The sequence below is a fragment of the Nocardia jejuensis NBRC 103114 genome, assembly GCF_001613145.1.
GTDB lineage: Bacteria > Actinomycetota > Actinomycetes > Mycobacteriales > Mycobacteriaceae > Nocardia > Nocardia jejuensis.
This window is the reverse complement of sequence record NZ_BDBU01000045.1, coordinates 105,056-128,609: the sequence shown is the minus strand read 5'-3', so window position 1 is coordinate 128,609 and position 23,554 is coordinate 105,056. Positions and strand designations below refer to the sequence as shown.

The 23,554-nt window shown below is 68.1% G+C and carries 16 protein-coding genes and 1 pseudogene; 10 read left to right on the top strand and 7 right to left on the bottom strand.

Features of this window, described 5'->3' with window-relative positions:
* From NJ1_RS30745 to NJ1_RS30725, 5 genes and pseudogenes are all read left to right on the top strand, one after another.
* Positions 1-1,630 (top strand): annotated as a pseudogene (locus NJ1_RS30745) (hypothetical protein); the annotation flags it as partial.
* Between the two features lie 288 nt (positions 1,631-1,918).
* Positions 1,919-3,130, top strand: a complete 1,212-nt coding sequence (locus NJ1_RS30740; protein WP_067701205.1) for an acetyl-CoA C-acetyltransferase — start codon at positions 1,919-1,921, stop codon at positions 3,128-3,130.
* A 35-nt stretch (positions 3,131-3,165) separates the two neighbouring features.
* Positions 3,166-5,316: a 3-hydroxyacyl-CoA dehydrogenase NAD-binding domain-containing protein gene (locus tag NJ1_RS30735; protein ID WP_067701202.1), complete on the top strand. Its 2,151-nt coding sequence runs from the start codon at positions 3,166-3,168 to the stop codon at positions 5,314-5,316.
* 235 nt (positions 5,317-5,551) lie between these two features.
* On the top strand, positions 5,552-9,205 hold the full coding sequence (locus tag NJ1_RS30730; RefSeq protein WP_067701200.1) for a serine/threonine-protein kinase: 3,654 nt from the start codon (positions 5,552-5,554) through the stop codon (positions 9,203-9,205).
* A gap of 105 nt (positions 9,206-9,310) precedes the next feature.
* Positions 9,311-10,759: an alpha/beta hydrolase gene (locus tag NJ1_RS30725; RefSeq protein ID WP_422615799.1), complete on the top strand. Its 1,449-nt coding sequence runs from the start codon at positions 9,311-9,313 to the stop codon at positions 10,757-10,759.
* Between the two features lie 124 nt (positions 10,760-10,883).
* On the opposite strand, the gene NJ1_RS30720 is transcribed toward NJ1_RS30725, so the two are convergent.
* The gene (locus NJ1_RS30720; protein WP_067701197.1) at positions 10,884-12,200 is read right to left on the bottom strand and encodes a class I SAM-dependent methyltransferase; all 1,317 of its coding nucleotides are present in this window, start codon (positions 12,198-12,200) and stop codon (positions 10,884-10,886) included.
* Entirely contained in the window at positions 12,197-13,627 is a 1,431-nt protein-coding gene (locus NJ1_RS30715; RefSeq protein WP_067701194.1) for an FAD-binding oxidoreductase, read from the bottom strand. Before NJ1_RS30715 ends, NJ1_RS30720 begins: the two co-directional genes overlap by 4 nt.
* A gap of 205 nt (positions 13,628-13,832) precedes the next feature.
* On the opposite strand from NJ1_RS30715, the gene NJ1_RS30710 reads away from it, so the two are divergent.
* Positions 13,833-15,107, top strand: a complete 1,275-nt coding sequence (locus NJ1_RS30710; RefSeq protein WP_245717659.1) for an ArsB/NhaD family transporter — start codon at positions 13,833-13,835, stop codon at positions 15,105-15,107.
* 125 nt (positions 15,108-15,232) lie between these two features.
* Entirely contained in the window at positions 15,233-15,667 is a 435-nt protein-coding gene (locus NJ1_RS30705) for an SRPBCC family protein (protein WP_067701274.1), read from the top strand.
* On the opposite strand, the gene NJ1_RS30700 is transcribed toward NJ1_RS30705, so the two are convergent.
* Together NJ1_RS30700 and NJ1_RS30695 are read right to left on the bottom strand one after the other, a co-directional pair.
* Entirely contained in the window at positions 15,664-16,011 is a 348-nt protein-coding gene (locus tag NJ1_RS30700; protein ID WP_067701191.1) for a VOC family protein, read from the bottom strand. The two genes, NJ1_RS30705 and NJ1_RS30700, sit on opposite strands and share 4 nt — an antisense overlap.
* A gap of 14 nt (positions 16,012-16,025) precedes the next feature.
* The gene (locus NJ1_RS30695) at positions 16,026-16,844 is read right to left on the bottom strand and encodes a MerR family transcriptional regulator (protein ID WP_067701188.1); all 819 of its coding nucleotides are present in this window, start codon (positions 16,842-16,844) and stop codon (positions 16,026-16,028) included.
* 100 nt (positions 16,845-16,944) lie between these two features.
* On the opposite strand from NJ1_RS30695, the gene NJ1_RS30690 reads away from it, so the two are divergent.
* Both NJ1_RS30690 and recR read left to right on the top strand, forming a co-directional pair.
* Positions 16,945-17,277, top strand: a complete 333-nt coding sequence (locus tag NJ1_RS30690) for a YbaB/EbfC family nucleoid-associated protein (protein ID WP_067701271.1) — start codon at positions 16,945-16,947, stop codon at positions 17,275-17,277.
* Positions 17,278-17,290: 13 nt separating this feature from the next.
* The gene (recR, locus tag NJ1_RS30685) at positions 17,291-17,899 is read left to right on the top strand and encodes a recombination mediator RecR (protein ID WP_067701185.1); all 609 of its coding nucleotides are present in this window, start codon (positions 17,291-17,293) and stop codon (positions 17,897-17,899) included.
* A 171-nt stretch (positions 17,900-18,070) separates the two neighbouring features.
* Here the strand turns inward: recR and NJ1_RS39440 are convergent, their stop codons facing one another.
* From NJ1_RS39440 to NJ1_RS30675, 3 genes are all read right to left on the bottom strand, one after another.
* Entirely contained in the window at positions 18,071-18,259 is a 189-nt protein-coding gene (locus tag NJ1_RS39440) for a hypothetical protein (RefSeq protein WP_157574361.1), read from the bottom strand.
* 192 nt (positions 18,260-18,451) lie between these two features.
* Positions 18,452-19,093 (bottom strand): hypothetical protein, encoded by a 642-nt coding sequence (locus tag NJ1_RS30680; RefSeq protein WP_067701182.1) that lies wholly within the window; start codon positions 19,091-19,093, stop codon positions 18,452-18,454.
* Positions 19,094-19,109: 16 nt separating this feature from the next.
* Complete coding sequence (locus NJ1_RS30675) at positions 19,110-19,367, bottom strand: hypothetical protein (RefSeq protein WP_245717658.1); 258 nt, start codon at positions 19,365-19,367, stop codon at positions 19,110-19,112.
* A 127-nt stretch (positions 19,368-19,494) separates the two neighbouring features.
* Between NJ1_RS30675 and NJ1_RS41200 the strand changes: the two genes are divergently transcribed.
* Positions 19,495-23,526: a transglutaminase family protein gene (locus tag NJ1_RS41200; protein WP_084479028.1), complete on the top strand. Its 4,032-nt coding sequence runs from the start codon at positions 19,495-19,497 to the stop codon at positions 23,524-23,526.
* Positions 23,527-23,554: the final 28 nt, after the last annotated feature.

Sequence of the window (23,554 nt, the reverse complement as noted above, 5' to 3'; positions counted from 1 at the left end):
CTTCAGTCCCACCGAGGTTGACGGCTCGGCGGCCTCCGATGTGAACGCTGCCGCTTCGTCCGGGGCGGCGACCGTCGGTGGGTCCGCGCCGCAAGCGGCTCCGTCGGCCGAGCCGGCTGTCGAGAGCGCCACCCGCTCTGTCTCCGGCCCTGTTGTCCCACAGTCGGATTCGACCAATGCCGCTCCGCGCGTCGCGATTCGGCCGCCGGAGCTCAATGCGGTGGGGGCGCCGGTTTCCGGCGGAACCGCTGCGCCGCAGGCCGTTCGGAGCGAGGTCGACCGGAACGCGACCGACGCGGCCGCATCGCGGGTGGCGCCGGACGCCGCGGGCGTGGACGAGGCCCCGGTGAACGCCGAGGTGATCGAAGGCGAATCCGCTGGTGCGCAGTCGGTTTCGAGCTCGGCTGACGACTCTTCGCGGTCCGGCTCCGACGAAGCCTCGACGGTTCGGTCGGATGCGCCGGTACCCGTCGAGGTCTCGGTGGATCAGCTCGGGCTGATGGATCAGGACAGCCCGGTGAATGTTCCGGCGGCGGAGCCCGAGGACGAGCCGGTGCTGCTCGATGTCGCGCCGCTGCTCGAGGCCGCCGCGACGCAGGCCGCTCAGGATCGTAGTGCCGAGGCGCAGGCTGCTCGGGAACCCGCTGCCGAGGCGCAGGCCCCCGCCGTCGACGCGCCCGAGGTGCGGGAACGGGAAGCCGACGCGCACGTCGAACCGCAGGCTGCTGCTGTGCCGGTGGAGGCGCTCGCCGCGGCGATGGCCGATGGCGTCGTGGCTGAAACGCTCGATGTGGCTGTCGAATCCGGCAGTGCCGGTGTCGAATCCGATGTGGCGGCTCCGGTGGCCTCCGGGCAGTCGAATGCCGAGGTGCTCGCGGAGATCGAGGCGGCCTGGGCGGATATCCGGGCCAAGGTGCGGGAGTTCGGGGCGGCGGTGCAGGCGCTGCTGTCCGGAGCGAGCGTGGCCCGGCTGGACGGGGAGACGATCGTCTTCGCGCATCAGCACGCGCCGCTCGCCCAGCGTTTGTCGCAGCCGAAGAACCTGGACGCGGTGCGCTCGGCGGTCAAGGCCGTGCTGGGCCGGGATCACGATGTGCGGTGGGAGGTCGGTGGCAGCGGGTCGGCGCCGGCCGCGTCCGGTGGGGCGGGCCGCGGACCGGGAGGTGGCGCCACGCCGCCGGAGAAGAAGGCGCCGACCCGCTTCTCGCGCCCGAGCCAGACCAAGGCGGCGACCGCGCCGGCCGAGAGTGCGGAAAGTCGCACCGGTGGGGGAGCGGACGACTGGGGTACCGGAGGTTCGGGCGGCGCGGCGACCGGAAACGGGTCCGCGAACGGTCGATCCGCGGGTGCGCAGGCATCCCGCGCGCAGGGTGCCGCGGGCGCCGGGCAGACGCCCCCCGAGGACGATATTCCGCTGCCTGACGGGCCCGACTATCCGGACGACCCGGGACCTGTTGACTACTCGCCAGTAGGTTATGACGGCGTCCCACCTGCTGCTACGCCGGAAGAGGAGCGCGAGATGCTGGAGGCGGCACAGACGCCGGTGCCTCCGGGGGAGCGTCGCGACCCGGATGAGGTGGCCTTGGATCTTTTGCGCCAGGAGTTGGGGGCCACACCTCTGGAGGGTTGACAGTTACCCTGCAAGGCAACTTAAGTTAACCGGAGTTCGCACACGGCGGTACTATGATCGGGTGGCCGTGAGTATCGGTTCGGAGAGGTTCTAAGGTATGCCCAGGCGTACGGGCTGCCGGAACATCGCCGGGCCTGCTCGTGGCGCTGTTTGTACAGCGTCAAAGGCAGCCGTAGCGACAGCTTGCAGGTCGCTGGAAACGATCGGTCGAGAGGCCGGTCGCCGAGGTTACCCGCGGCCGCCCCGCACATCGCGGTGCCGGCGCACCTAAGAGAGGAAGACTCCGATATGACCACAGAGGCCTACATTTACGAGGCCATCCGCACCCCGCGCGGCCGCAACAAGAAGGGCTCGCTGCACTCGGTCAAGCCGATCGATCTGACCACCGGTCTGGTCGAAGAGCTGCGGAATCGGTTCCCGAATCTGGATGAGGACCGCATCTCGGACATCATCCTCGGTGTCGTCTCCCCCGTGGGTGATCAGGGCGCGGACATCGCTCGCACCACCGTTCTGACCGCCGGCCTGCCGGACACCGTCGGCGGCATCCAGATCAACCGCTTCTGCGCCTCCGGCCTCGAGGCCGTCAACCTGGCTGCCCAGAAGGTGCGCTCCGGCTTCGATGACCTCGTCATCGCCGGTGGCGTCGAGTCCATGTCCCGCGTGCCGATGGGCTCCGACGGCGGCGCGATGTTCATGGACCCGAAGACCAGCTACGACTCCTACATTGTCCCGCAGGGCATTTCGGCCGACCTGATCGCCACCATCGAGGGCTTCACCCGCGATGACGTCGACGCCTACGCCGTGCGCTCGCAGGACCTGGCCGCCAACGCCTGGAAGAACGGCTACTTCGCCAACTCCGTCGTTCCGGTCAAGGACATCAACGGTCTGACGGTCCTGGACAACGACGAGCACATGCGTCCCGGCACCACCGCCGCCGACCTGGGCAAGCTGAACCCGGCCTTCGCCGGCATCGGCGACATGGGCGGCTTCGACGCCGTCGCCATGCAGCGCTACACCTACGTCGAGGCCATCAACCACGTGCACCACGGTGGTAACTCCTCGGGCATCGTCGACGGCGCCGCCCTGGTGCTGGTCGGCAACGAGGACGCCGGCAAGGCCTCGGGCCTGACCGCGCGCGCCCGCGTCGTGGCGACCGCCACCTCCGGCGCCGACGCCACCATCATGCTGACCGGCCCGACCCCGGCCGCGTTCAAGGCTCTCGCCAAGGCGGGCCTGACCGTCGACGACATCGACCTGTTCGAGATCAACGAGGCCTTCGCCTCCGTCGTGCTGAAGTTCCAGAAGGATCTGGCGATCCCGGACGAGAAGCTGAACGTCAACGGCGGCGCCATCGCGATGGGCCACCCGCTGGGTGCCACCGGCGCGATGATCACCGGCACCATGGTCGACGAGCTGCACCGTCGCAATGCCCGCTACGCGCTGGTCACCCTGTGCATCGGCGGCGGCATGGGCGTTGCCACCATCATCGAGCGCGTCTAACGCCCACCGACTTTTCTCGAGGAGAACCGAAAACAATGACTGAGAACATGATCGGCTGGGAAAAGGACGCCGACAACATTGTCGTGCTGACCATGGACGACCCCAACCAGGGTGCGAACACCATGAACCAGCTCTACAAGGACTCCATGCGGGCCACCGTGGACCGCCTGGTCGCCGAGAAGGACGACATCGCCGGTGTCGTCATCACCTCCGCGAAGAAGACCTTCTTCGCCGGTGGTGACCTCAAGAACATGATGCAGACCGGCCCGGACGATGCCGCGGCCATCATGGAGGAACTGACCTTCATCAAGGGCGACCTGCGTCGTCTCGAGCAGCTGGGCAAGCCGGTCGTCTCGGCGATCAACGGCGCCGCCCTCGGTGGCGGCCTGGAGATCACCCTGGCCACCCACTACCGCATCGCGGCCGACGTGAAGGGCCTCAAGCTGGGCCTGCCCGAGGTCAAGCTGGGCCTGCTGCCCGCCGGTGGCGGCGTCACCCGCGTCACCCGCATGCTCGGCATCGCCAACGGCCTGATGGGCGTCCTTCTGCAGGGCACCGAGTTCACCGCCGCCAAGGCCAAGGCCACCGGCCTGATCAACGAGGTCGTCGGTTCCATCGAGGAGCTCGTCCCCGCCGCCAAGGCGTGGATCAAGGCCAACCCGGACAAGGGCGTGCAGCCCTGGGACGTCAAGGGCTACAAGATCCCCGGCGGCACCCCCTCCTCCCCGGCGCTCGCCGCCAACCTCCCGGCCTTCCCGGCCAACCTGCGCAAGCAGCTCAAGGGCACGAACATGCCTGCGCCGCAGGCCATCATGGCCGCCGCGGTCGAGGGCGCGCAGGTCGATTTCGACAACGCGTCGCTGATCGAGTCGCGCTACTTCGTCTCGCTGCTGACCGGCCCGGTCGCGAAGAACATGATCCAGGCGTTCTTCTTCGACCTGCAGTCGATCAACAACGGCGGTTCGCGTCCCAAGGACGTGCCCAAGCGTGAGATCAAGAAGATCGGCGTCGTCGGCGCGGGCATGATGGGCGCGGGCATCGCGTACGTCTCCGCCAAGGCCGGCTACGACGTCGTCCTCAAGGACACCACCATCGAGCGCGCCGAGCACGGCAAGGACTACTCGGTCAAGCTCGAGGAGAAGGCGCTCTCGCGCGGCAAGACCACCGCGGAGAAGTCGGCCGCGCTGCTCGCCAAGATCACCCCGACCGCCGACGCGGCCGACTTCGCCGGTGTCGACTTCGTGATCGAGGCCGTCTTCGAGAAGCCCGAGCTCAAGAACGCGGTCTTCCAGGAGATCGAGGACATCGTCGACGCCGACGCCCTGCTGGGCTCGAACACCTCGACCCTGCCGATCACCCTGCTGGCCAACGGTGTGAAGCGGTCCGAGGACTTCATCGGCATCCACTTCTTCTCTCCCGTGGACAAGATGCCGCTGGTCGAGATCATCCGTGGCGAGAAGACCTCGGACGAGGCGCTGGCTCGCGTGTACGACTACACGCTCGCCATCCGCAAGACCCCGATCGTGGTCAACGACAGCCGCGGCTTCTTCACCTCTCGCGTCATCGGCACGTTCATCAACGAGGCCATCATGATGCTCGAGGAGAACATCGATCCGGCGACCATCGAGCAGGTCGGTCTGCAGGCGGGCTACCCGGCCGCGCCGCTGAAGCTGAGCGACGAGCTCAACTTCGAGACCATGAACAAGATCTTCAAGGAGACCTTGGCCGCCGCCGAGGCCGAGGGCAAGGAAATCTCCGCCGCCTCCCTCGCCTCGGGTCGCATCATCGACACGATGATCGACAAGTTCGACCGCAAGGGCAAGGCCGCGGGCGCGGGCTTCTACAACTATGTCGACGGCAAGACCGCCGGCATCTGGGAAGGCCTGCGCGAGACCTTCGGCTCCAAGCGTGAACTGCCCGAGGGCGTTTCGCTGCAGGACCTGAAGGACCGCATGCTGTTCATCGAGGCCATCGAGACCCAGAAGTGCTTCGACGAGGGCGTGCTCACCACCACGGCCGACGCGAACATCGGCTCGATCTTCGGCATCGGTTACCCGGCCTGGACCGGTGGCGTGCACCAGTTCATCGTCGGCTACCCGGGTGGCCAGGCGGGCTTCGTGGCTCGCGCCGACGAGCTGGCCGCCAAGTTCGGCGACCGCTTCCAGGTCCCGGCCTCGCTGCGCTGAAAAAACGGTTCGGTGGTCTGACCGCCGAGCAGCTCGACGTCACGGCCCGGGTCGCTTCCCAGCGACCCGGGCCGTGCCCGTTCCCGGGATACGAAACCAGACCGCAGTGGTACCGATGCTGCGTCGAATCGCGCACACGCGGGTGCGTCCCGCGCTACGTTTGGAATATGCGCGGGTAGAACACCGGAATACCCCGTTCGTTCGGCGCGTTCGATTCAGTGCGAGGTGGGCGGAAATGGATCCACAGGCACGCCCGGGAGAACCCCGGAGCGAGGCGGACAAGACCGAATCCGACACGCATGCCTATGTCCCGATGACGATCGCCGACGAGCTCGAGGTCATGGGACTGTATGCCGCCGAGGAGATAGGCCGCGGCGGGTTCGGCGTGGTGTATCGCTGCGCCCAGCGCGCCCTCGAGCGCGATGTCGCGGTGAAGGTGCTCTCCAGCGATATCGACGACGAGAGCCGCGAGCGCTTTCTGCGCGAGGAGCAGGCCATGGGCCGGCTCTCCGGACATCCCAATATCGTGGACATTCTGCAGGTGGACGTGACGCCCAGCGGACGGCCGTTCATCGTGATGTCCTTCTGCACGCATGGTTCGCTGGAACGGGTGGTTCGCGATAACGGCCCGCTGACCTGGTCCGATTCGCTGCGGGTCGGGGTGAAGCTGGCGGGAGCCATCGAGAGCGCGCATCGCGCGCAGGTGCTGCACCGGGACGTGAAACCCGCGAACGTGCTGCTGAGCCGATACGGCGAACCACAGCTCACCGACTTCGGCATCGCCCGGATCCCCGGTGGCTTTCGCACCTCCACCAGTCTGATCACCGGCTCGCCCGCCTTCACCGCGCCCGAGGTGCTCAAGGGTGAGGAAACCACGGTCCGCTCGGACATCTACGGTCTCGGGTCCACCCTGTTCGCCCTGCTCACCGGCCATGCCGCATACGAGCGGCAGGCGGGGGAGAAGGTGGTCGCGCAGTTCCTGCGGATCACCAGTCAGCCCGTGCCGGATCTGCGCGAGCTCGAGATCCCGCCGAAGGTCGCGACCGTCATCGAGGCCGCCATGTCGCCCGATCCGGCGAACCGGCCCGGTTCGGCGGAGGAATTCGGTGAACTGCTGCGCGAGGCGCAGGCCGAGTACGGTCAGGCCCCGGACGAGATGGCGCTGCTGGACGTGCGACCGGTCGAGGGTGCGGAATCAACGGATACCGCTGCGGCCCAGCAGCATTCGCGGCTGCGCACCGGACGGGCGAGCGCCCCGCGCAATCTGTCGCTGACCCTGCACGCCACCGGGACGACGAGCGGGACGTTCACCCCGGCGGGGCCTTCATCGACCAGGCTGTCGCAGTCCCCGGCCGGATCGTCGCAGCCCACCGGAAATACCCTGCCGCCCACCGCGATCACCAAGTTCCGGCCGCCGACCCCCACCCGGCAGCCGGTGCCCCGGCCCCGGCTGCTGGAGCCGCTGCGCGCCGGGGGCCGGCGGCGGCTGGCGGTGATCCACGGCCCCGCCGGTTTCGGCAAGAGCACGCTGGCGGCGCAGTGGCGGGCGGAGCTCGCCGATCGTGGGGTGCCGGTGGCGTGGATCGGGATCGGCAGCGAGGACGACAATGCGGTGTGGCTGCTCGCGCACATCATCGCGGCCATTCGCGGGGTTCGGCCCGAGATCGGCGTCGGGCTGGAGCAGGTGCTCGAGGAGCGCCCGGGCGAGGCGGTGCCGTACGCCGTGTCCACCCTCATCGACGAGGTGCACGCGGGCGGCGTCGGGGTGGTGGTGATCATGGAGGATTGGCATCGGATCTCCGATTCCGGCGCGCAGCGGGTGATGGAGTCCCTGCTCGACAATGCCTGCCACCATTTGCGTTTCGTGATCACCAGCCGGGAGCGGGCGGGCCTGCCGCTGAGCCGGATGCAGGTGGCGGACGAACTGGTGGAGATCGGCTCCGGGCAGTTGTTGCTGACCGCCGAGGAGACCCGTCAGATCCTGACCGAGCGCACGGGGCTGGAGCTGACCGCCAAGCAGGTGGAGCAGATCCAGACCGCCACCGACGGGTGGCCCGCCGCGATCGCGCTGGCCGGACTCTCGCTGCGCTCCTCCGATCAGGAGATCGATCAGCTCGTCGCGCGACTGTCCGGGAATACCAAGTCGATTCGCGAATACCTCGCCGACAATGTGCTCGACGCGCTGGAACCGCGCATGCTCGATTTCCTCACGGCCGTGGCCTTTCCCGAACGCGTGAACGCCTCGCTGGCCGAGGCGCTGTCCGGCTCGGCCGACGCCGCCGATCTGCTGGAGCAGGCCGAACAGCGGGAGCTGTTCCTGCACCGGGTGTCCGACGATTCGAACTGGTACCGGATGCAGCCCATGGTGGCCGAGTATCTGCGCGCCCGGCTCGAACGCGTGCGGCCCGGCCAGGGAAAATCGCTACACCGCAAGGCCGCTCGCTGGTTCGCCGAGCACAATATGCTGCGCCAATCGGTGGATCACGCGTTGACCGCCACCGATTTCAAGTTCGCTCTCGACCTGGTCGAGAGCGGCGGGATGGATCTGATCGACGGGTCGCGGTTGGCCACGCTGTTCGGCACCGTGTCGAAACTGCCTGTGCAGCAGGTGACCTCGCGGTCGAAACTGTTGATGGCGCTGGCGCGAGCGAATGTGAACCTGCAGCAGTCGGGTGCGGCGCGCACCGCGCTGGGCCGGTTGTCGAACATGCTGGCCCGCAGTTCACCGACCGATGCCGAGGCGGTGAACCAGCGCTGCCAGGCCGCCGTGCTGGCCGCGGCGGACCAGGTGGCGCGCGATCGCACCGAGGGCGTGCTGGACAAACTGACCGATTGCCTGCGGCTGGCCGACGAGCTGCCGCCGTGGACCGTGTCCACCGCCGCCAACCTGGCCTCCTTCGTGCGCCTGTGCGACTTCGACTTCGAGGGCGCGCGCACCATGCAGGAGTGGGCCGCGCCCTATCACGCCCGGTCGGCCGATCCGCTGGGTGAGGTGTTCGGGCTGTGCGGGCAGGGTGCGGCCGCCTACGAGCAACTTGACATCGAGGTCGCCACACGGTGTTTCGACCAGGCCTGGGAGACGGCCCGGGACCGTTCGGGATCGCGCTCGCATTCCGCGCGGGTGGCCGCGGCCCTGCTCGGTGAGATCGCTTATCGCCGAGGCGATCTGGAGAGCGCCGAGCACCTGCTGGATCAGAGCCACGAGCTGACCACCCATATCGGGCCGGTCGATTTCCTGGTGACCATCTTCGTGATCGGAGCGCGGGTGAAGGCGGTGCGCGGCGATATCGCCACGGCCACCGCCCGGTTGGACGAGGGCGCGCGCATAGCGGCGGACCGCAAGCTGATTCGGCTCGCCGCCCATATTCGGGCCGAGCGCCTGCGGCTCGAGCTGCCCGCGGATCCGCTGACCCTCGGACTCGTCACCGATCCCATGGTCCGCCCGGTCCGGCACGCCACCGGCGCGGCCGCCCTGGCCTCGGAAGCCGAGGAGATCGCGACCGTCCGCGCCCTGCTCGCGCGCAATCACCGCGGCGACGAGCGTGCCATCGGAGACGATTTCGCCCCGCTTGGCACCGCCGACACCGCCGTGAAGCGGGCGCGCGCCCTGCACAGCCGCATCCGCGAGAAGAACCGTCCCCGAGCCGAACTCGACGCCGCCCTGCTCCTGGCCGAATGCCTCTGCACCGCCGGGTGGACCGGCGAATCCCTCGCGGTCCTGACCCCCGCCCTGGTCCGCTGCGCCGAACTGTCCTGGACCCGCCCCATTCTCGACGCGGGCCCCGGCGTGCTGGGAATCCTGCGCACCCTGCACCAGGAAATTCCGCTGGGCATCGCCGGAATCGAGGTTCAAGAGCTGCCCCGGCAGTTCCTGGACTCCCTGCTGTGAGTCGCGGGGCCGGATGGAGCGTCTCGTTCGCCAGCCGGCTCGGAGGGTATTCACAGGGTTTCTCGAGGAACGGCATCGACAATCGCCGTCGTGCCTGTGACACGTGTGCCGATGGAAGTTCCGCCCGGGGTGGCTCCGCCGCCCGTGCCGCAGGTGAAGGGGCAGGCCGGGTACGGGGGGTTCCATCACGGGATCTCGATGTTGCACGGGTGGCTGCCGCAGGTTCTGGAGTTCGCGGCGGTGCTGCTGCTGGTGCTGGCGTTCCTGCGGTTCCGCAGGCGATGGTGGCTGCTGTGGGCGCCGCTGTGCGTCGCGCTGGGAGTGGGGGTGGCCTGGGGAGCGTGGACCTTCACCAATGACGAAGGGCTGGCCTCGGATCCGGCTCCGGCGCTGCTGTGGGTGTGCATCGGCATGAGCGGTGCGGCGCTGGGCGCGGTTGTCCTCGGCTGGCGCAGCGGACCGTGGTGGCAGCAGGCCGCGGCGGTGCTGGCGCTGCCGGTGGCGCTGGTGAACACGGCCGTGGTGCTCAATCAGTGGGTCGGGTACTACCCGACCGCCCAGGCGGCGTGGAACGCGCTCACCGCCGAACCGCTTCCGCATCAGACGAGCCTGGATTCGCTTGCCGGACTGCGCAATACGAATGTGGGAACCGGGCGGATCGTCCCGGTGGACATTCCGGAGTCGGCGAGCCACTTCAAGCATCGCACCGAATACGTCTACCTGCCCCCGGCCTGGTTCGCCGGAGATCAGCCGCCCGCGCTTCCGGTGGTGATGATGATCGGCGGCGAGTTCAATACGCCCTCGGATTGGGTGCGCAGCGGCCAGATCATGCCCGCCGTGGACGATTTCGCGAAGGCGAACTCCGGGCAGGCCCCGATTCTGGTCTACGTCGACTCCGGCGGTAGTTTCAACAACGACACCGAATGCGTGAACGGCCCGCGCGGTGACGCCGCCGACCATCTCACCGGTGATGTTCCCGCCTACGTGGAGTCGGCTTTCGGAGCGTCGAAGGATCCGGCGAAGTGGGCGGCGGTGGGCTGGTCCATGGGCGGCACCTGTGCGGTGGATCTGGCGGTCATGCACCCGGAACTGCTGCACACGTTCGTCGATATCGCCGGTGACCAGGGCCCGTCCTCGGGCACCAAGGAGCAGAGCGTCCGGCGGCTCTTCGGTGGTGACGCCGCCGCGTGGGCGCGGTTCGATCCCATGACCGTGATGGCCGCGCACGGCCCGTACACCGATGCCGTCGGTCTCTTCGACGATCTGAAACCGCCACAGCGGCAGGGCGGCGACAACTCTCGCTTCCGGGGCCCGCGGCCCGCGGCGGACACGCGGGACGGCGGCGGCTTCGGCGGCCAGGACAACGTCTTCGACACCGGTGAGGTCGGCGCGGCCGACACCCTGTGCCGCGAGGGGCGTGCAGTTGCCATCGACTGCACCGTGTACACCACCGAGGGCGGTCACACCTGGCAGTTCGCGGCGGCGGCGTTCACCGCCTCGCTGCCCTGGCTGACCGGTCGCCTCGGCTTGCCGACGCCGAGCCCGTCCCCCTAGAGGCCGAGCCCCCCAAAAAGACCCCGGGCAGCCGAACCCATCGACCCCGACGACACGGGTTCGGTCCCGGAGCCGACGAGGCCCGGCCGGAGATCTCCGGCCGGGCCTCGTCATCGGTTTCGGATCAGGCTTTCCACCACGGTCGCAGCGGCACCGTCCAGGTGCTCTGCGCGTCGAGTTTGACACCCAGAACCTGGTGCAGCTGAACGACATTGCGCTCGAAGCCGAGCTGACAGCCGGCCATGTACAGACCCCACACCTTGGCGGTGCCCTCGCCGACCTCGTCCAGCGCGGCATCCCAGTTCTTCACCAGGTTGTCGCACCATTCGGCGAGGGTGAGCGCGTAGTGCTTGCGCAGGTTCTCCTCGTGCAGCACCTCGAGTCCGATGTTCTGGATCTCGGAGATGATGCGTCCGGAACCGGCCAGCTCTCCGTCGGGGAACACGTAGCGGTCGATGAAATCGCCCGCCTTGGTGGTGTGCCGATTGTCCGGCCGGGTGATCGAGTGGTTCAGGAACAGGCCGCCGTCGCGCAGCTTGGACTTGATGAACTCGAAGTAGGCCGGGTAGTTCTGCACGCCGATGTGTTCGGTGAGGCCGATCGAGGACACCGCGTCGAAATCGCCCTCCCGCACATCGCGGTAGTCCGAGTGCCGGACCTCCGCGAGCTCGGACAGGCCCTCCTCGACGATCTTGCGCTGGGCCCAGTCCGCCTGCTCGGCCGAGAGGGTCGCGCCGATCACCTTGACGCCGCGATGGGCGGCGTACCGGACCATGCCGCCCCAGCCGCAGCCGATGTCGAGCAGCCGGTCGCCGGGCTTCAGGTTCAGCTTCTCGAAGACCAGCCGGTACTTGTTCTCCTGCGCCTGCTCGAGGCTCCAGCTCTCGTCCTCGTACGCCGCGCAGGTGTAGGTCATGGACGGCCCGAGTACGTACTCGTAGAACGTGTTCGAGACGTCGTAGTGATGGTGGATGGCCTCGGCGTCACGAGTCTTGGAGTGCCGCAACCCTTCCAGGGCGATGCGCCGCCAGCGCGGCAGCGTCTCCTGCGGCGGCGGCGCGACCGGCTTGAGCCGATCCCAGCCGAGCGAGCGGGCGATGACCACCAGCTGCAGCGCGGTCGGGCGATGGAACTTCATGTTCGCCATGGCCCGCAGGATCTCGTACGGATCACCGGGATGGGCGCCACTGATCTCCAGGTCGCCCGCGATGTACGCGCGCGCCATGCCGAGATCACCCGGGGCGTTGACGATGTAGTTCACCCCGCGCGGGTTCTTGATGTGGAGGCCGAATTCCGAGTCCTCGGGTCCGGTGGCGCTGCCGTCGTACGCGGTCAGCCGGATGGGCACCGGGCCGTTGATGAGCGTCTCGAAGATCTCGGCAATGCTGAGCTTGCTTCCGAGCTCCGCGAATACGTCTGATCGGTCCTTGAACGTGGTCACTTGCGTTGCACCGCCTTCGAATACAGATCCAGTAAACGATGATCCGGGTCGTAGTGCTGCTTGAGCTGGTGATAGGTATCGCCGCCGTAGTACAGGGCGGCGAATTCGTTGCGGTCGTAATAGGAATCCGAGTACAACGACTTGTGGCCGTCGAGTTCGGACACCTTGCGCTCGATCGCGCGGTTGGCAGCGCCTTCCTGCTGCCCCGGCGTGGTCGCGACAGCCGACCAGAAGCCGATGTTCACATAGGTGCGCCCGGGTTCGAGCGGGTAGAGCGGCCAGGGCTGCTCACCCTCGGTGTCTCGCAATCGCAAGGGGCACAACCAGATCGGTTCGATCGGGACCTCGCGCAGGAACCATTCCACGAAGTCCGCGGTGTGCTCGAGCGGCACCTCGATGTCCTGCACCACGCGCTCCCTCGGCGGATTGCCCTTGCGGGCCTCGAGCCTGTCGCCGATGTCGTACTTGTGGTCGAGCGCGATGAGCTTCCAGTAGAAGCTGCTGCGCAGGTATCGCTTCGGCCAGAACCGCCGGATCTTGGGGTTCTGTGTGCCGAATGCCCGTGAACACCAGAACCAATCGGTGTCCCAGCGCCACAGATAGTCGCTGATGGTCAGCCGGTCACGCGCGGGTTCGGCCGAATCGTGCTGGATGGACCGGTAGAAGATGTCCATGTCGGTGTAGTCGCTGACCGGACCGGGTTCCTCGGTCTGGCGCGCCACCACGAGATAGCTCTCGTGCGAGCTGAACACGACGCCGTCGAGATAGTCGACCTGCTCGCCCGCGTACGCGCGGTCGGCGATGATCTGCGCCATGGTGTTCTCCAGCTCCCGTAAATCATGAAACCGTATGTGGCGCAGTGCCACATACGGTTTCACCGGTTCGAGCTCGATCTTCAACCTGGTGCAGTATCCGAGCGTCCCGTAGGAATTGGGGAACCCGCGCAGCAGTTCCGCGTTCGCACCGTCCCGGGTGGCGGTGATGATCTCCCCGGCTCCGGTCAGAACGTCGATTTCCAGCACCGATTCGTGCGGTAGGCCGTTGCGGAACGAGGTGGACTCGATGCCGAGCCCGGTCACCGCGCCGCCGAGGGTGATGGTCTTGAGTTGCGGCACCACCAGCGGCGCGAGGCCGTACTGCAGGGTGACCGCGACCAGATCCTCGTAGGTGGTCATGCCCGCCACCTCGGCGGTGCGTGCCTCGGGATCCACCGAAATGACCTGTGTCAATCCGGAGACGTCCAGGCCGGGGGCATTACTCTGAGCCCGGGCCCGGAACAGATTGCTCGTCTTCTTGGCCAGCCGGACGTTCGCGTCCGGAGGGATGGCGCGGTAGGAGGCCAGGAGTCGATCGACTCCCGCTCGATGCGCGGCGAACCCTGATTCCTGCGCGGCCGATGCGCGGCCCGCCTTCCCCAACAGACTCAATGCCACCCTCGGAACCTATCGTGCACCGACCGGTACTTCCAGCAAGAGAACACCGGCGGGCCGGTTTTTCACACACAGTTTGCATGCGACTCACCAGTCCCTACCTGCCCCGCAGCGAGTCTATTCCCGACGCGCCCGTGAGGATTGTTACGCAAGCTAACGATTTGATCACCGTTCGCGGTGTCGTCGGTAGGATCGCCGCATCGTGGGCGAACACTCCGTATCCGACCCGCAGGGTTCGCCACGCTCGCGAATCCTGGCGTCCGGCCGTACCCGGATCAGCTCGGTCCTGAAGTCTCGGAGCGTGCTGGACCTGGTCCGGATCGGGCTGCTCGTGGCCGGGCTGCTGTGTGTGGCGACCGGATTGCTCCCACGGGAGCAGGCCGCGGACAACATGCGCCGCATCGCGCCGCTGTTGCTGTTCCTGGCCAGCGTGATCGTGCTGGCCGAATTGGCGCGACGGGCCAGGGTGTTCGACGTGATCGCGCATCGCATGGCGATCCTGGCCGGCGGTCGCTATCCGGCGCTGTTCGGGCTGTGTGTGCTTTTCGCGGCCACCACGACCACCGTGCTGAATCTCGACACCACCGCGGTGCTGCTCACACCGGTGCTGCTGGCCATGGCCGGGCCCGCCCGGATCCCGCCGCTGCCGCTGGCCATGACCACGCTGTGGCTGGCCAATACCGCGAGCCTGCTGCTGCCGGTCTCCAACCTCACCAACCTGCTCGCCGCGGATCGGGTGGGGCTGGACGCGAGCGGCTTCGCGGCGAGAATGTGGCTGCCGCAGCTGGTTTCGGTGCTCGCGACCATGGTGTTCCTGTGGTGGTGGTACTGGCGGCGCGCGCATCGCACGGCCGACCGCTATGTGGTGCCCGAACCCGTCCGCCCGGCCGACACCCGGGAACGGGTGCTGCTGTACACGACCGCGTTCGCGGTGCTGGCGTTCGTGGCCGCCATTCCGTTCGTGGGTGATTCCATCGGGATCGCCGCCGCAGGCGCCGCCGCGCTGGCGGTGATCGCGTTCGCCGCGCTGGACCGGCGGGCACTGCGCTGGTCGCTGTTCCCCTGGCAGCTGCTGGTTTTCGTGGCGGGACTCTTCCTGGTGGTGCCGACGCTGAGCCGATTCGGGCTCTCGGACCTGATGCACGCGCTGATCGGTGACGACGCCGGTGCGTGGGGCGCGATCCGGGCCGCGGGCGCGGGGGCGGGGCTGTCCAACGTGGTGAACAATCTGCCCGCCTACACCGCGGGTGAGGCGGTGATCCCGACCGGCGAGCGGAATCAGTTGCTGGCCTTGCTGATCGGCACCAATGTCGGGCCGATCGTGACGCCGTGGGGATCGCTGGCCACGCTGCTGTGCCTGGAATTCTGCCGCACCCACGCGGTCCGGGTGCCGATGCGCCGGTTCGTGCTGACCGGTCTGGCGCTCGCGGTGGTCGCGACCTCGGGCGCGGTCGCCGCGCTGCTGCTCATGGGTTAGCCGAGAACGCGGCCCTCGGGTCCGGGCCCCCGCTGGATCGATCGGGCGGGCGAATGCGGCGTAGCATGACCGGCGGCAACAGGGCAGAAAGCCGGGCAATCCGTGCAATGAGTAAGGAGCACATGGTGGGACAGGTCAGCGCCTCCAGTTCGATCGTCGTGACGGCAGATCCGAAGCGGACCCTCGACGCGATCGCGGACTACGACGCGGTGCGTCCTCGCATCCTTTCCTCGCACTACCGCGACTACAAGGTCGTGGAGGGCGGCAAGGGCGCGGGCACCGTGGCGGAGTGGACGCTGCAGGCCACCGAGAAGCGCTCGCGCAATGTGCGCGCCGCGATCTCGGTCTCGGATTCCATGGTGACGGAACGGGATTCGAATTCCTCCATGGTCACCACCTGGACGGTCACCCCGTCCGGCACCGGCTCGCTGGTCACCGTGCGCACCAGCTGGAAGGGCGCCGGCGGTATCGGCGGCATCTTCGAGGGCATCTTCGCACCGCTCGGCCTGAAGAAGATCCAGGCCGAGGTGCTCGAGAACCTGAAGCGCGAGCTCGCCTAACCCGCGATATCGAAGAGGTTGCCCTCGGGGTCGGCCAGCGTCGCCCACTTCAAGCCGTACTCGTCGAAGTCGCCGATGTGCTTGGCGCCGAGGGACACCGCGCGATCGATCTGAGCGGGCAGATCTGTCCCGTGCAGATCCAGGTGCACCACATTCTTGCCGGGCGTCTTGTCCTCGACCTCGATGAACATCAGGGTGGGCGAGACGCCCGTGGTCTGTCCGATGGTGGCGAAGTGCCGGTTGGCGTCCGGATCGACGGTGCGATCCAGCAGCCGTGCCCAGAAACCGGCCAGTTCGGCGGCGTCGGAGCAGTCGAAGGTGATGTTGGCGATCTGAAGTGCCATGACTGTGCTTCCTTTCAGAGCCGGCCGATGGGCCAGCAGATTTCGGTGACGTAGTCGGCCGGTTCGGCGGTGTCCGGCCCGGTCAGATACAGCTCGCGAATGGGTTCCGCGAGCGCGGAGTCGTGTTCGGCGACATGGCTGCCCAGGGCGCCGTAGGTGCGATCGAATTCGGTGAAGGGGCCGGTGTGCACGGCCACCGCGAACCGGCGGGCCGGCAGGTCCACCACCGAGCCGATCGCGGCGCAGCGCTCCCGATCGGCCGGGTCGATCGGGACGAACGCCAGTACCTCGCCCTTCTCGTCCTCGAAGAATTCGTTGGCGTAGGTGGCGCCGCCCGGTCCGGCGGGAACCGCGCCGATGCTCTCCAGCGCCGTGTACAGCGCCGGGAAACTCGCCTCGCACCAGACGTCGATCGCGTCCCGGGCCACCACCTCCGCGACGGCGAAGGCGGGAAAGCCGGGGACGGAACGATATTCGACCTCGAGCGCGATACCGCTCGGCGGCAGCAGCAGCGTGCGCAACGAGGCCACCACATCGCGGGTGCGCAGCAATTCCGCCTCCATGCGCTCCAGATGAGCGCGCAGCGCGGCATCGCGGGACTCGCGATCGGGGGCCGAGAGCATCTCCTTGATCTCGGGCACCGGCATGTTCAGCGCGCGCAGGCGGCGGATGAGATGGGCCCGTTCCACTTGATCGGTGGAGTAGAACCGGTAGCCGGTGCTCGCGTCCACCGACGCCGGTTCCAGCAGTTCGATCTCGTGGTAGTACCGCAGGGCCTTCACGCTGAGGTAGGTGAGGCGAGAGAACTCCCCGATCGGGACGGTCGCTGTCATGCCCTCAGCGAACACCCTCCAGCGAGGGGAGAGTCAAGAACCGCCGCATCGCGCGGCGGCTAGGCTGGTGCCCATCACTTCCCCGCAGAGAGGAAACACCGTGCAGCCCGGTGGAGAGTTCGATATCCAGCAGTTGATGTCCCAGGCCCAGCAGATGCAGGCGGCGGTCATGGCCGCACAGCAGGAGATCGCGGAGTCCGAGGTCACCGGCGAGGCGGGTGGCGGCCTGGTGCGCGCCAAGATCCGCGCGACCGGCGAGGTGCTCGAGCTGGCCATCGATCCGAAGATCGTGGATCCCGAGGACGTGGACACCCTCCAGGATCTGATCATCGGCGCGCTCAACAACGCCATGGACAATGCCCAGCAGGTGGCCGCGGATCGCCTCGGACCGCTCGCGGGCGGTCTCGGCGGCGGCGCGCTCCCCGGCTTCTGACGGGCCGGCGCAGGTGTACGAAGGTCCCGTTCAGGATCTCATCGACGAGCTGGGCAAGCTGCCCGGTGTCGGTCCGAAGAGCGCGCAACGCATCGCTTTTCACTTCCTCACGGTGGAACCGCCGGAGATCGACCGCCTGCAGGCGGCATTGCAGAAGGTGCGCGACGGCGTGCGGTTCTGCAGTGTCTGCGGCACGGTCTCCGACGGTGAACTCTGCCGCATCTGCGCCGATCCACGCCGCGACCGCACCATGATCTGCGTGGTCGAGGAACCCAAAGACGTCCAGGCCATCGAGCGCACCCGGGAGTTCCGCGGCCGCTACCACGTCCTGGGCGGCGCGCTCGATCCGCTGTCCGGGATCGGCCCCGATCAACTCCGCATTCGGGAACTGTTGACCCGCATCGGAAATCAGGACGACGGCGTCGATGTCAGCGAGGTCATCATCGCCACCGATCCCAACACCGAGGGCGAGGCCACAGCCACCTACCTCGTGCGCATGCTCCGCGACTTCCCCGGCCTCAGCGTCACCCGCCTGGCCTCCGGCCTGCCCATGGGCGGCGACCTGGAATTCGCCGACGAACTCACCCTCGGCCGAGCTTTGTCCGGCCGCCGCGCGTTGTAGAACGCTGCGGCGTCCGACGGGGACGCCGGGAGCCCGGCTCGGAGTTCGGGACAGCCGGGAGCTTGGTTCGGAGTTCGGGACAGCCGGGAGCTTTGGTCCGGGGTCCGGGGCGGAGCCCCGAAAGCTCCGGGGGTTTCAGGGGCGAAGCCCCTGAGAGCCCATGAGAGTTATCTAAGTCCAGGTCGGCGGCGCGGGGAGCGCTGCCGGCTGGGGGCAGGGAATGTGGTCGTTGTTCCGAGGTACATCGGCACCCGCACCGGTGGCGTGCAGTGCGATCGCGACGGCGAAGGTCGCGGCGAGCCCCGCTACAACCGCCAAACCTTTGCGCAGTTTGGGAGAGCTTTTCTGACGCACCTTCATGTACCGCTCCTCGCCTCGGGAGTGATTCCGCGAACAAGCCTGGACACACGATCTGGAATTAGCGAAATGCTAGCGTTCCTGCATCGGTGCAGTGTGCATTGCGGACTCGGTGCCCGAATTGAAACACGCCCGATCACATATTGAGACCGACCAGTCGGCTCTCAGGGGCTATAACCACCCCGATTCCGCAGCTCAGAGCGTCAATTGCCGCCATTCCAGCGCGTCGAAGCGCGACCGATCACCCACGGTCCAGTCCCAGATCAGGTCTGCGACCTGCGCGGAATCCGCCGGTGCGGCGGTGAAGTGGCGGTCCGCCGACCCGTCCCGGTACTCGAGGTCGTAGTGCCCGTCCTCGTGCCGATAGGTCTGGATGTAGACCTGCTCTCCGCGATCCACGATCAGATACGGACCCGGGGCCGCCAGCGCCGGAACCCACAGATGGGCGAGTTCACGCGTGAGATAGGGGAAATCGCCCGCCCCGCCGTGCGTGACCGCGACCGGGATCTGCCCGGCCGGATCGATCAGCCAGGACAGCTGGGGGTCGAAAACGGCATAGCCGCGCGGCGTGGCCAGCTCGAACAGCAGGGCCCGCACGTGCCCGATGGCGTCGTACGGGCTCGGCACGTGCAGCACCGAGCCGGGGCCGGGGTCCAGCGGGTCGACGCTCAGAAAGCTGTCGGACTCGGGCAGTTCCGCGTTGCGGCGATTCAGTTCGGCGGCGATCTCGGCCACGGCCTCGGGGACCGGCTGCCCGTCCTGTGCGGTCAGGTACGCGTCCACCTCGAGCGGTGTCGCCGCGGCTCCGGAGGGCAGTAGAACGTGGTCGTAGCTCACCCGGCCAGGCTAGTGCCTAGCCGGTCAGGCGCTGCCGCCCGGTCCGAGCGGTCTCGGAGCGCGCGCACTCGCAGCCGCCCGCCAGACTGCCGCAGTCGATGACGAAGGCGTGCCGGACGTGATCGAAATCGGGGCAGTCGGAGTCGGTGCACGCGGTGCCGCCGTCGGCATGCTCGATCAGCGTGCCGTGACAGTGATCCAGGGCAGCATCGCACGGCGCGCAGGGTGTCCGTTCGTGGTGGGAGCGCATCGGTTTCCCGGAGTTCTGGCTCATGCAACCTCCTTCGACGGTCACTACGGTCCTATCACTCGAGTGCGACATACGCGGGAGATCACCGCGTGTCGCGATGACTGTCGGGATACGGCCGACCTTCCGGGCTCCGGCGTGGTGCACTTGTGCGATGGGAATCAAGGTTTCCCTCGAACATCGCACGACATACTCCTTCGATCGCCCGGTGCGGATCCACCCACACGTGGTCCGGCTGCGGCCCGCGCCGCATACGCGGACCGCCATCGAGGCTTATTCCATGCGGGTGGAGCCCGCTGAGCACTTCGTGAACTGGCAGCAGGACGCCTTCGGCAATTTCCTTGCGCGCCTTGTCTTTCCGGAGCCCGCTCAGGAGTTGTCGGTGGTCGTGGGGCTGGTCGCAGACCTGGACGTGGTCAATCCGTTCGACTTCTTCGTCGAGGAGCTCGCGGAGTACTTTCCGTTCGCCTACTCGCCGCAGCTGACGGCCGATCTGGAGCCGTATCTGCGGCCGGTCGGCGAATCCGGTTCCGGGCCGGGTGAACTGGTGCGCGACTGGGTGCGCGCGCATCCGCCGCAGGGTGATCCGCGCACGATCGACTTCCTGGTCACCCTCAATTCGGCGCTGCGCCGAGACGTCGGATACACCGTGCGCCTGGAGCCCGGCGTGCAGACGCCGGACCACACCTTGCGGACCGGGCTCGGGTCGTGCCGCGATTCGGCCTGGCTGCTGGTGTCCATCCTGCGCGAATTCGGTATGGCCGCACGGTTCGTCTCCGGGTACCTGATCCAGCTGTCGCAGGACGTGCCGTCATTGGACGGCCCCTCCGGTCCGCCCGCCGACTTCACCGACCTGCACGCCTGGACCGAGGTCTACCTGCCCGGCGCGGGCTGGATCGGTCTGGATCCCACCTCCGGACTCTTCGCGGGCGAGGGGCACATCCCGCTCGCGGCCACCCCGCATCCGGTGTCCTCGGCCCCGATCACCGGCGCGACCGACCCGGTGCGGGCCACTCTCGACTTCTCCAACGCGGTGCGCCGCATCCACGAGGATCCGCGAATCACGCTGCCCTATACCGATACCCAGTGGACGCGCATCACCGCCGTCGGCGCGCTCGTTGACGATCGCACGCGCGCGGCCGACATCGGCCTCACGGTCGGCGGCGAACCCACCTTCGTCTCCATCGACGATCAGACCGCCCCGGAGTGGACGACCGCCGCCGACGGCGCACACAAGCGCGAACGTGCCGCCGACCTGGCCCGGCGCCTCCGCCGCATCTACGCTCCGCAGGGCCTGGTCCAGTACCGCCAGGGCAAGTGGTATCCCGGAGAACCCCTGCCCCGCTGGGAAATCGCCCTCCTGTGGCGCGAGGACGGCGAGCCCCTCTGGACACGCCCCGATCTCCTCACGGACCCTTGGCTCCCGGCGGACCACCATCCTGTCGCCGCACCGGCGGCCGACATCCGCGCCCTCGCCTCACGCGACGGCCGGGACCCCGCCGGAGCCGGACCGGACCGATCCGCGCGCGCCGAACGCCGCGCGAACTCCGGCGACGCGAACTCCGCGGGCCCGGCCTCCGGCGATGGGGGTTCGGCGGGCGCGCGTTTCACCGGTGTGGACTCGATGGGCGCGACCTCCGAAGACGCGGCCACCGGTGCTGCCGAATCTACGAAAACACCTGCCGGGAAACCGGTTCCGCGATCAGATGGTCCGGGCATCGACATGGCGCGCGCGATCGTGGAGCACGTCTCGGACGGTCTCGGCCTGCCCCGGACGCAAGTTCGGGCCGCTTACGAGGACGCTCTGCTGCGCACGGCCGCCAAAGCTCGCTCCCCACAGGGGGATCCGCCGGGGCACACGGACGACCTCGGGCCGGGAGCGGATTCGGCGCAGGCGCGCGCGGACCTTCTGGCCCGGCTGGACGCCACCGTCGATCAGCCCACCGCCTTCGTCCTGCCCCTGCACCGCCGCGACGACGAAGCGGGATGGGCCAGCGCGGACTGGCAACTGCGCCGCGGCCGCATCGTCCTCACCGAAGGCGATTCGCCTGCGGGCCTGCGCCTCCCGCTGGGAGCCATCTCGTGGAGCGCACCCCGCAGCCGCCCGGAGTCCGATCCGTTCACCGCGCACCAGCTCCCCGGACCACGCAGTTCACCGCGCGGTTCGAATTCGCCTGTGGACGAGTCGATATCGAGCTCGCGACCGACAGGCGGGCGGGCGCGTTCCGGAACGGACCACGCTACGGCCGGTGCCGGAGGGCAGCACAGCGTCGACTCGGAGCAGACCGCGACAGCGGCCGGAAACCGCACTCCGGCGACGAACACCGCGCCGAGTCGGCCGGAGGCGGATGTCGGTGGATCGCAGTCGGAACCGGTCGAGAGTTCTCGTCCGTCAGTCGAGGTTTCCGGGCGAAACGGCGCTGAACAGCCCGGCGGTTCCGGCGGGGATCGGGCATCGGCGGCAGGTCGAATCCCTGATGCCGAATGGCCGGATTCGGCGGATCGAGACGACCCGGCAGCGGCTGCGAGCGGACCGATAGACCTGAAAGATATTGCTGCGCCGTTGTTCTCGGCGTCCGATGAGCCGCTTGCCGTGGTGGAACCCGCTGCCGGAGCGCCGACCACCGCGCTGGTCGCCGAGGTGCGCCACGGGCGGCTGTACCTGTTCCTGCCGCCGGTGGAACGGATCGAAGCCTTCTACGACCTGATCTGGCGGGTGGAGGCGGCCGTGGCGGCGGTCGGGCAGCCGGTGGTGCTGGAAGGGTATGGGCCGCCGGTGGATACGCGATTGTCGAGTCTGTCGGTGACCCCGGATCCGGGCGTGATCGAGGTGAACGTGCAGCCGAGCGTGAGCTTCGCCGATCAGGCTCGGCTGCTGGACACCCTGTACGAGCAGGCGCGGCTGGCCCGGTTGAGCACCGAATCCTTCGATATCGACGGGACGCACAGCGGGACCGGGGGCGGGAATCACATCACGCTGGGCGGGCGCACTCCCGCGCGGTCACCGATGCTGCGACGGCCGGATGTGCTGGTCTCCATGCTCACCTGCTGGCAGCGCCATCCGGCACTGTCGTATCTGTTCTCGGGCCGGTTCGTCGGGCCGACTTCGCAGGCCCCGCGAGTGGACGAGGGGCGCTCGGACACGCTGTACGAGTTGGAGATCGCGTTCGCCGAGATCGCGCGGCTGGCGGGCGGACGCGGCGAGAAGGGGTCCGCGCCGTGGGAGGTGGATCGGGCGCTGCGGCATCTGCTCACCGATCTGACCGGAAACACCCATCGCGCCGAGTTCTGCATCGACAAGCTGTACTCCCCGGATTCCGCGCGTGGGCGGCTCGGACTGGTGGAGTTGCGCGGGTTCGAGATGCCGCCGCACTTCCGCATGGCAATGGTGCAGTCGCTGCTGGTGCGGGCGCTGGTGCTGCGATTCTGGGAGCAGCCGTACACCGCGCCGCTGATCAGGCACGGTGCGAATCTGCACGGCCGGTACCTGCTGCCGCACTTCCTGCTGGCCGATATCGCCGATGTCGCGGCCGATCTGCGTGCGCACGGAATCGATTTCGACATCAGCTGGCTCGAACCGTTCGCCGAATTCCGTTTTCCCCGCATCGGCACGGTGGTACTCGGAGGTATGGAGGTCGAACTGCGCGGCGCGATCGAACCGTGGAACACCCTGGGCGAGCAGACCGCGGCCACCGGCACCGCGCGCTACGTGGACTCCTCGGTGGAGCGGTTGCAGGTGCGGGTGGTCGGCGCGGATCGCGGCCGGTTCGCGCTGACCTGCAACGGTTTCCCGGTGCCGCTGCTGGCCACCGAGAAGGAGGACGTTCAGGTCGCGGGCGTGCGCTATCGCGCCTGGCAGCCGCCCAATTCGCTGCATCCGTCGCTGTCTCCGGACGCCCCGCTGGTTTTCGATCTGATCGATCTGGACGCGGGCATCTCGCGCGGCGGGTGCACGTATCACGTGTCCCATCCGGGCGGAATGTACTTCGCCGAACCACCGGTGAATGCCGTTGTCGCGCAATCGCGGCGCAATCGGCGCTTCGAACCGCTCGGGCACACCTCCGGACCCGTCGACATCGCGGATCTGCGTGCCACAATGGCAAGACAGGCCACCGACGTCGGTGCACCCGGAATACTCGATCTGCGCCGGGCGCGGACCGTGTGGGCGCCGACCGGCGGCCGGTAGGCAAACCCGGGGAAGTGGTAGCGGTGAC

Excerpts from the sequence above, each read along its gene's own strand:
- NJ1_RS30695 (WP_067701188.1), bottom strand. The coding sequence starts at position 16,844 with ATGACAGCGACCGTCCCGATCGGGGAGTTCTCTCGCCTCACCTACCTC.
- NJ1_RS41200 (WP_084479028.1), top strand. The coding sequence starts at position 19,495 with ATGGGAATCAAGGTTTCCCTCGAACATCGCACGACATACTCCTTCGAT.
- NJ1_RS39440 (WP_157574361.1), bottom strand. The coding sequence starts at position 18,259 with ATGAAGGTGCGTCAGAAAAGCTCTCCCAAACTGCGCAAAGGTTTGGCG.
- NJ1_RS30675 (WP_245717658.1), bottom strand. The coding sequence starts at position 19,367 with ATGAGCCAGAACTCCGGGAAACCGATGCGCTCCCACCACGAACGGACA.
- NJ1_RS30740 (WP_067701205.1), top strand. The coding sequence starts at position 1,919 with ATGACCACAGAGGCCTACATTTACGAGGCCATCCGCACCCCGCGCGGC.
- NJ1_RS30730 (WP_067701200.1), top strand. The coding sequence starts at position 5,552 with ATGGATCCACAGGCACGCCCGGGAGAACCCCGGAGCGAGGCGGACAAG.
- NJ1_RS30735 (WP_067701202.1), top strand. The coding sequence starts at position 3,166 with ATGACTGAGAACATGATCGGCTGGGAAAAGGACGCCGACAACATTGTC.
- NJ1_RS30700 (WP_067701191.1), bottom strand. The coding sequence starts at position 16,011 with ATGGCACTTCAGATCGCCAACATCACCTTCGACTGCTCCGACGCCGCC.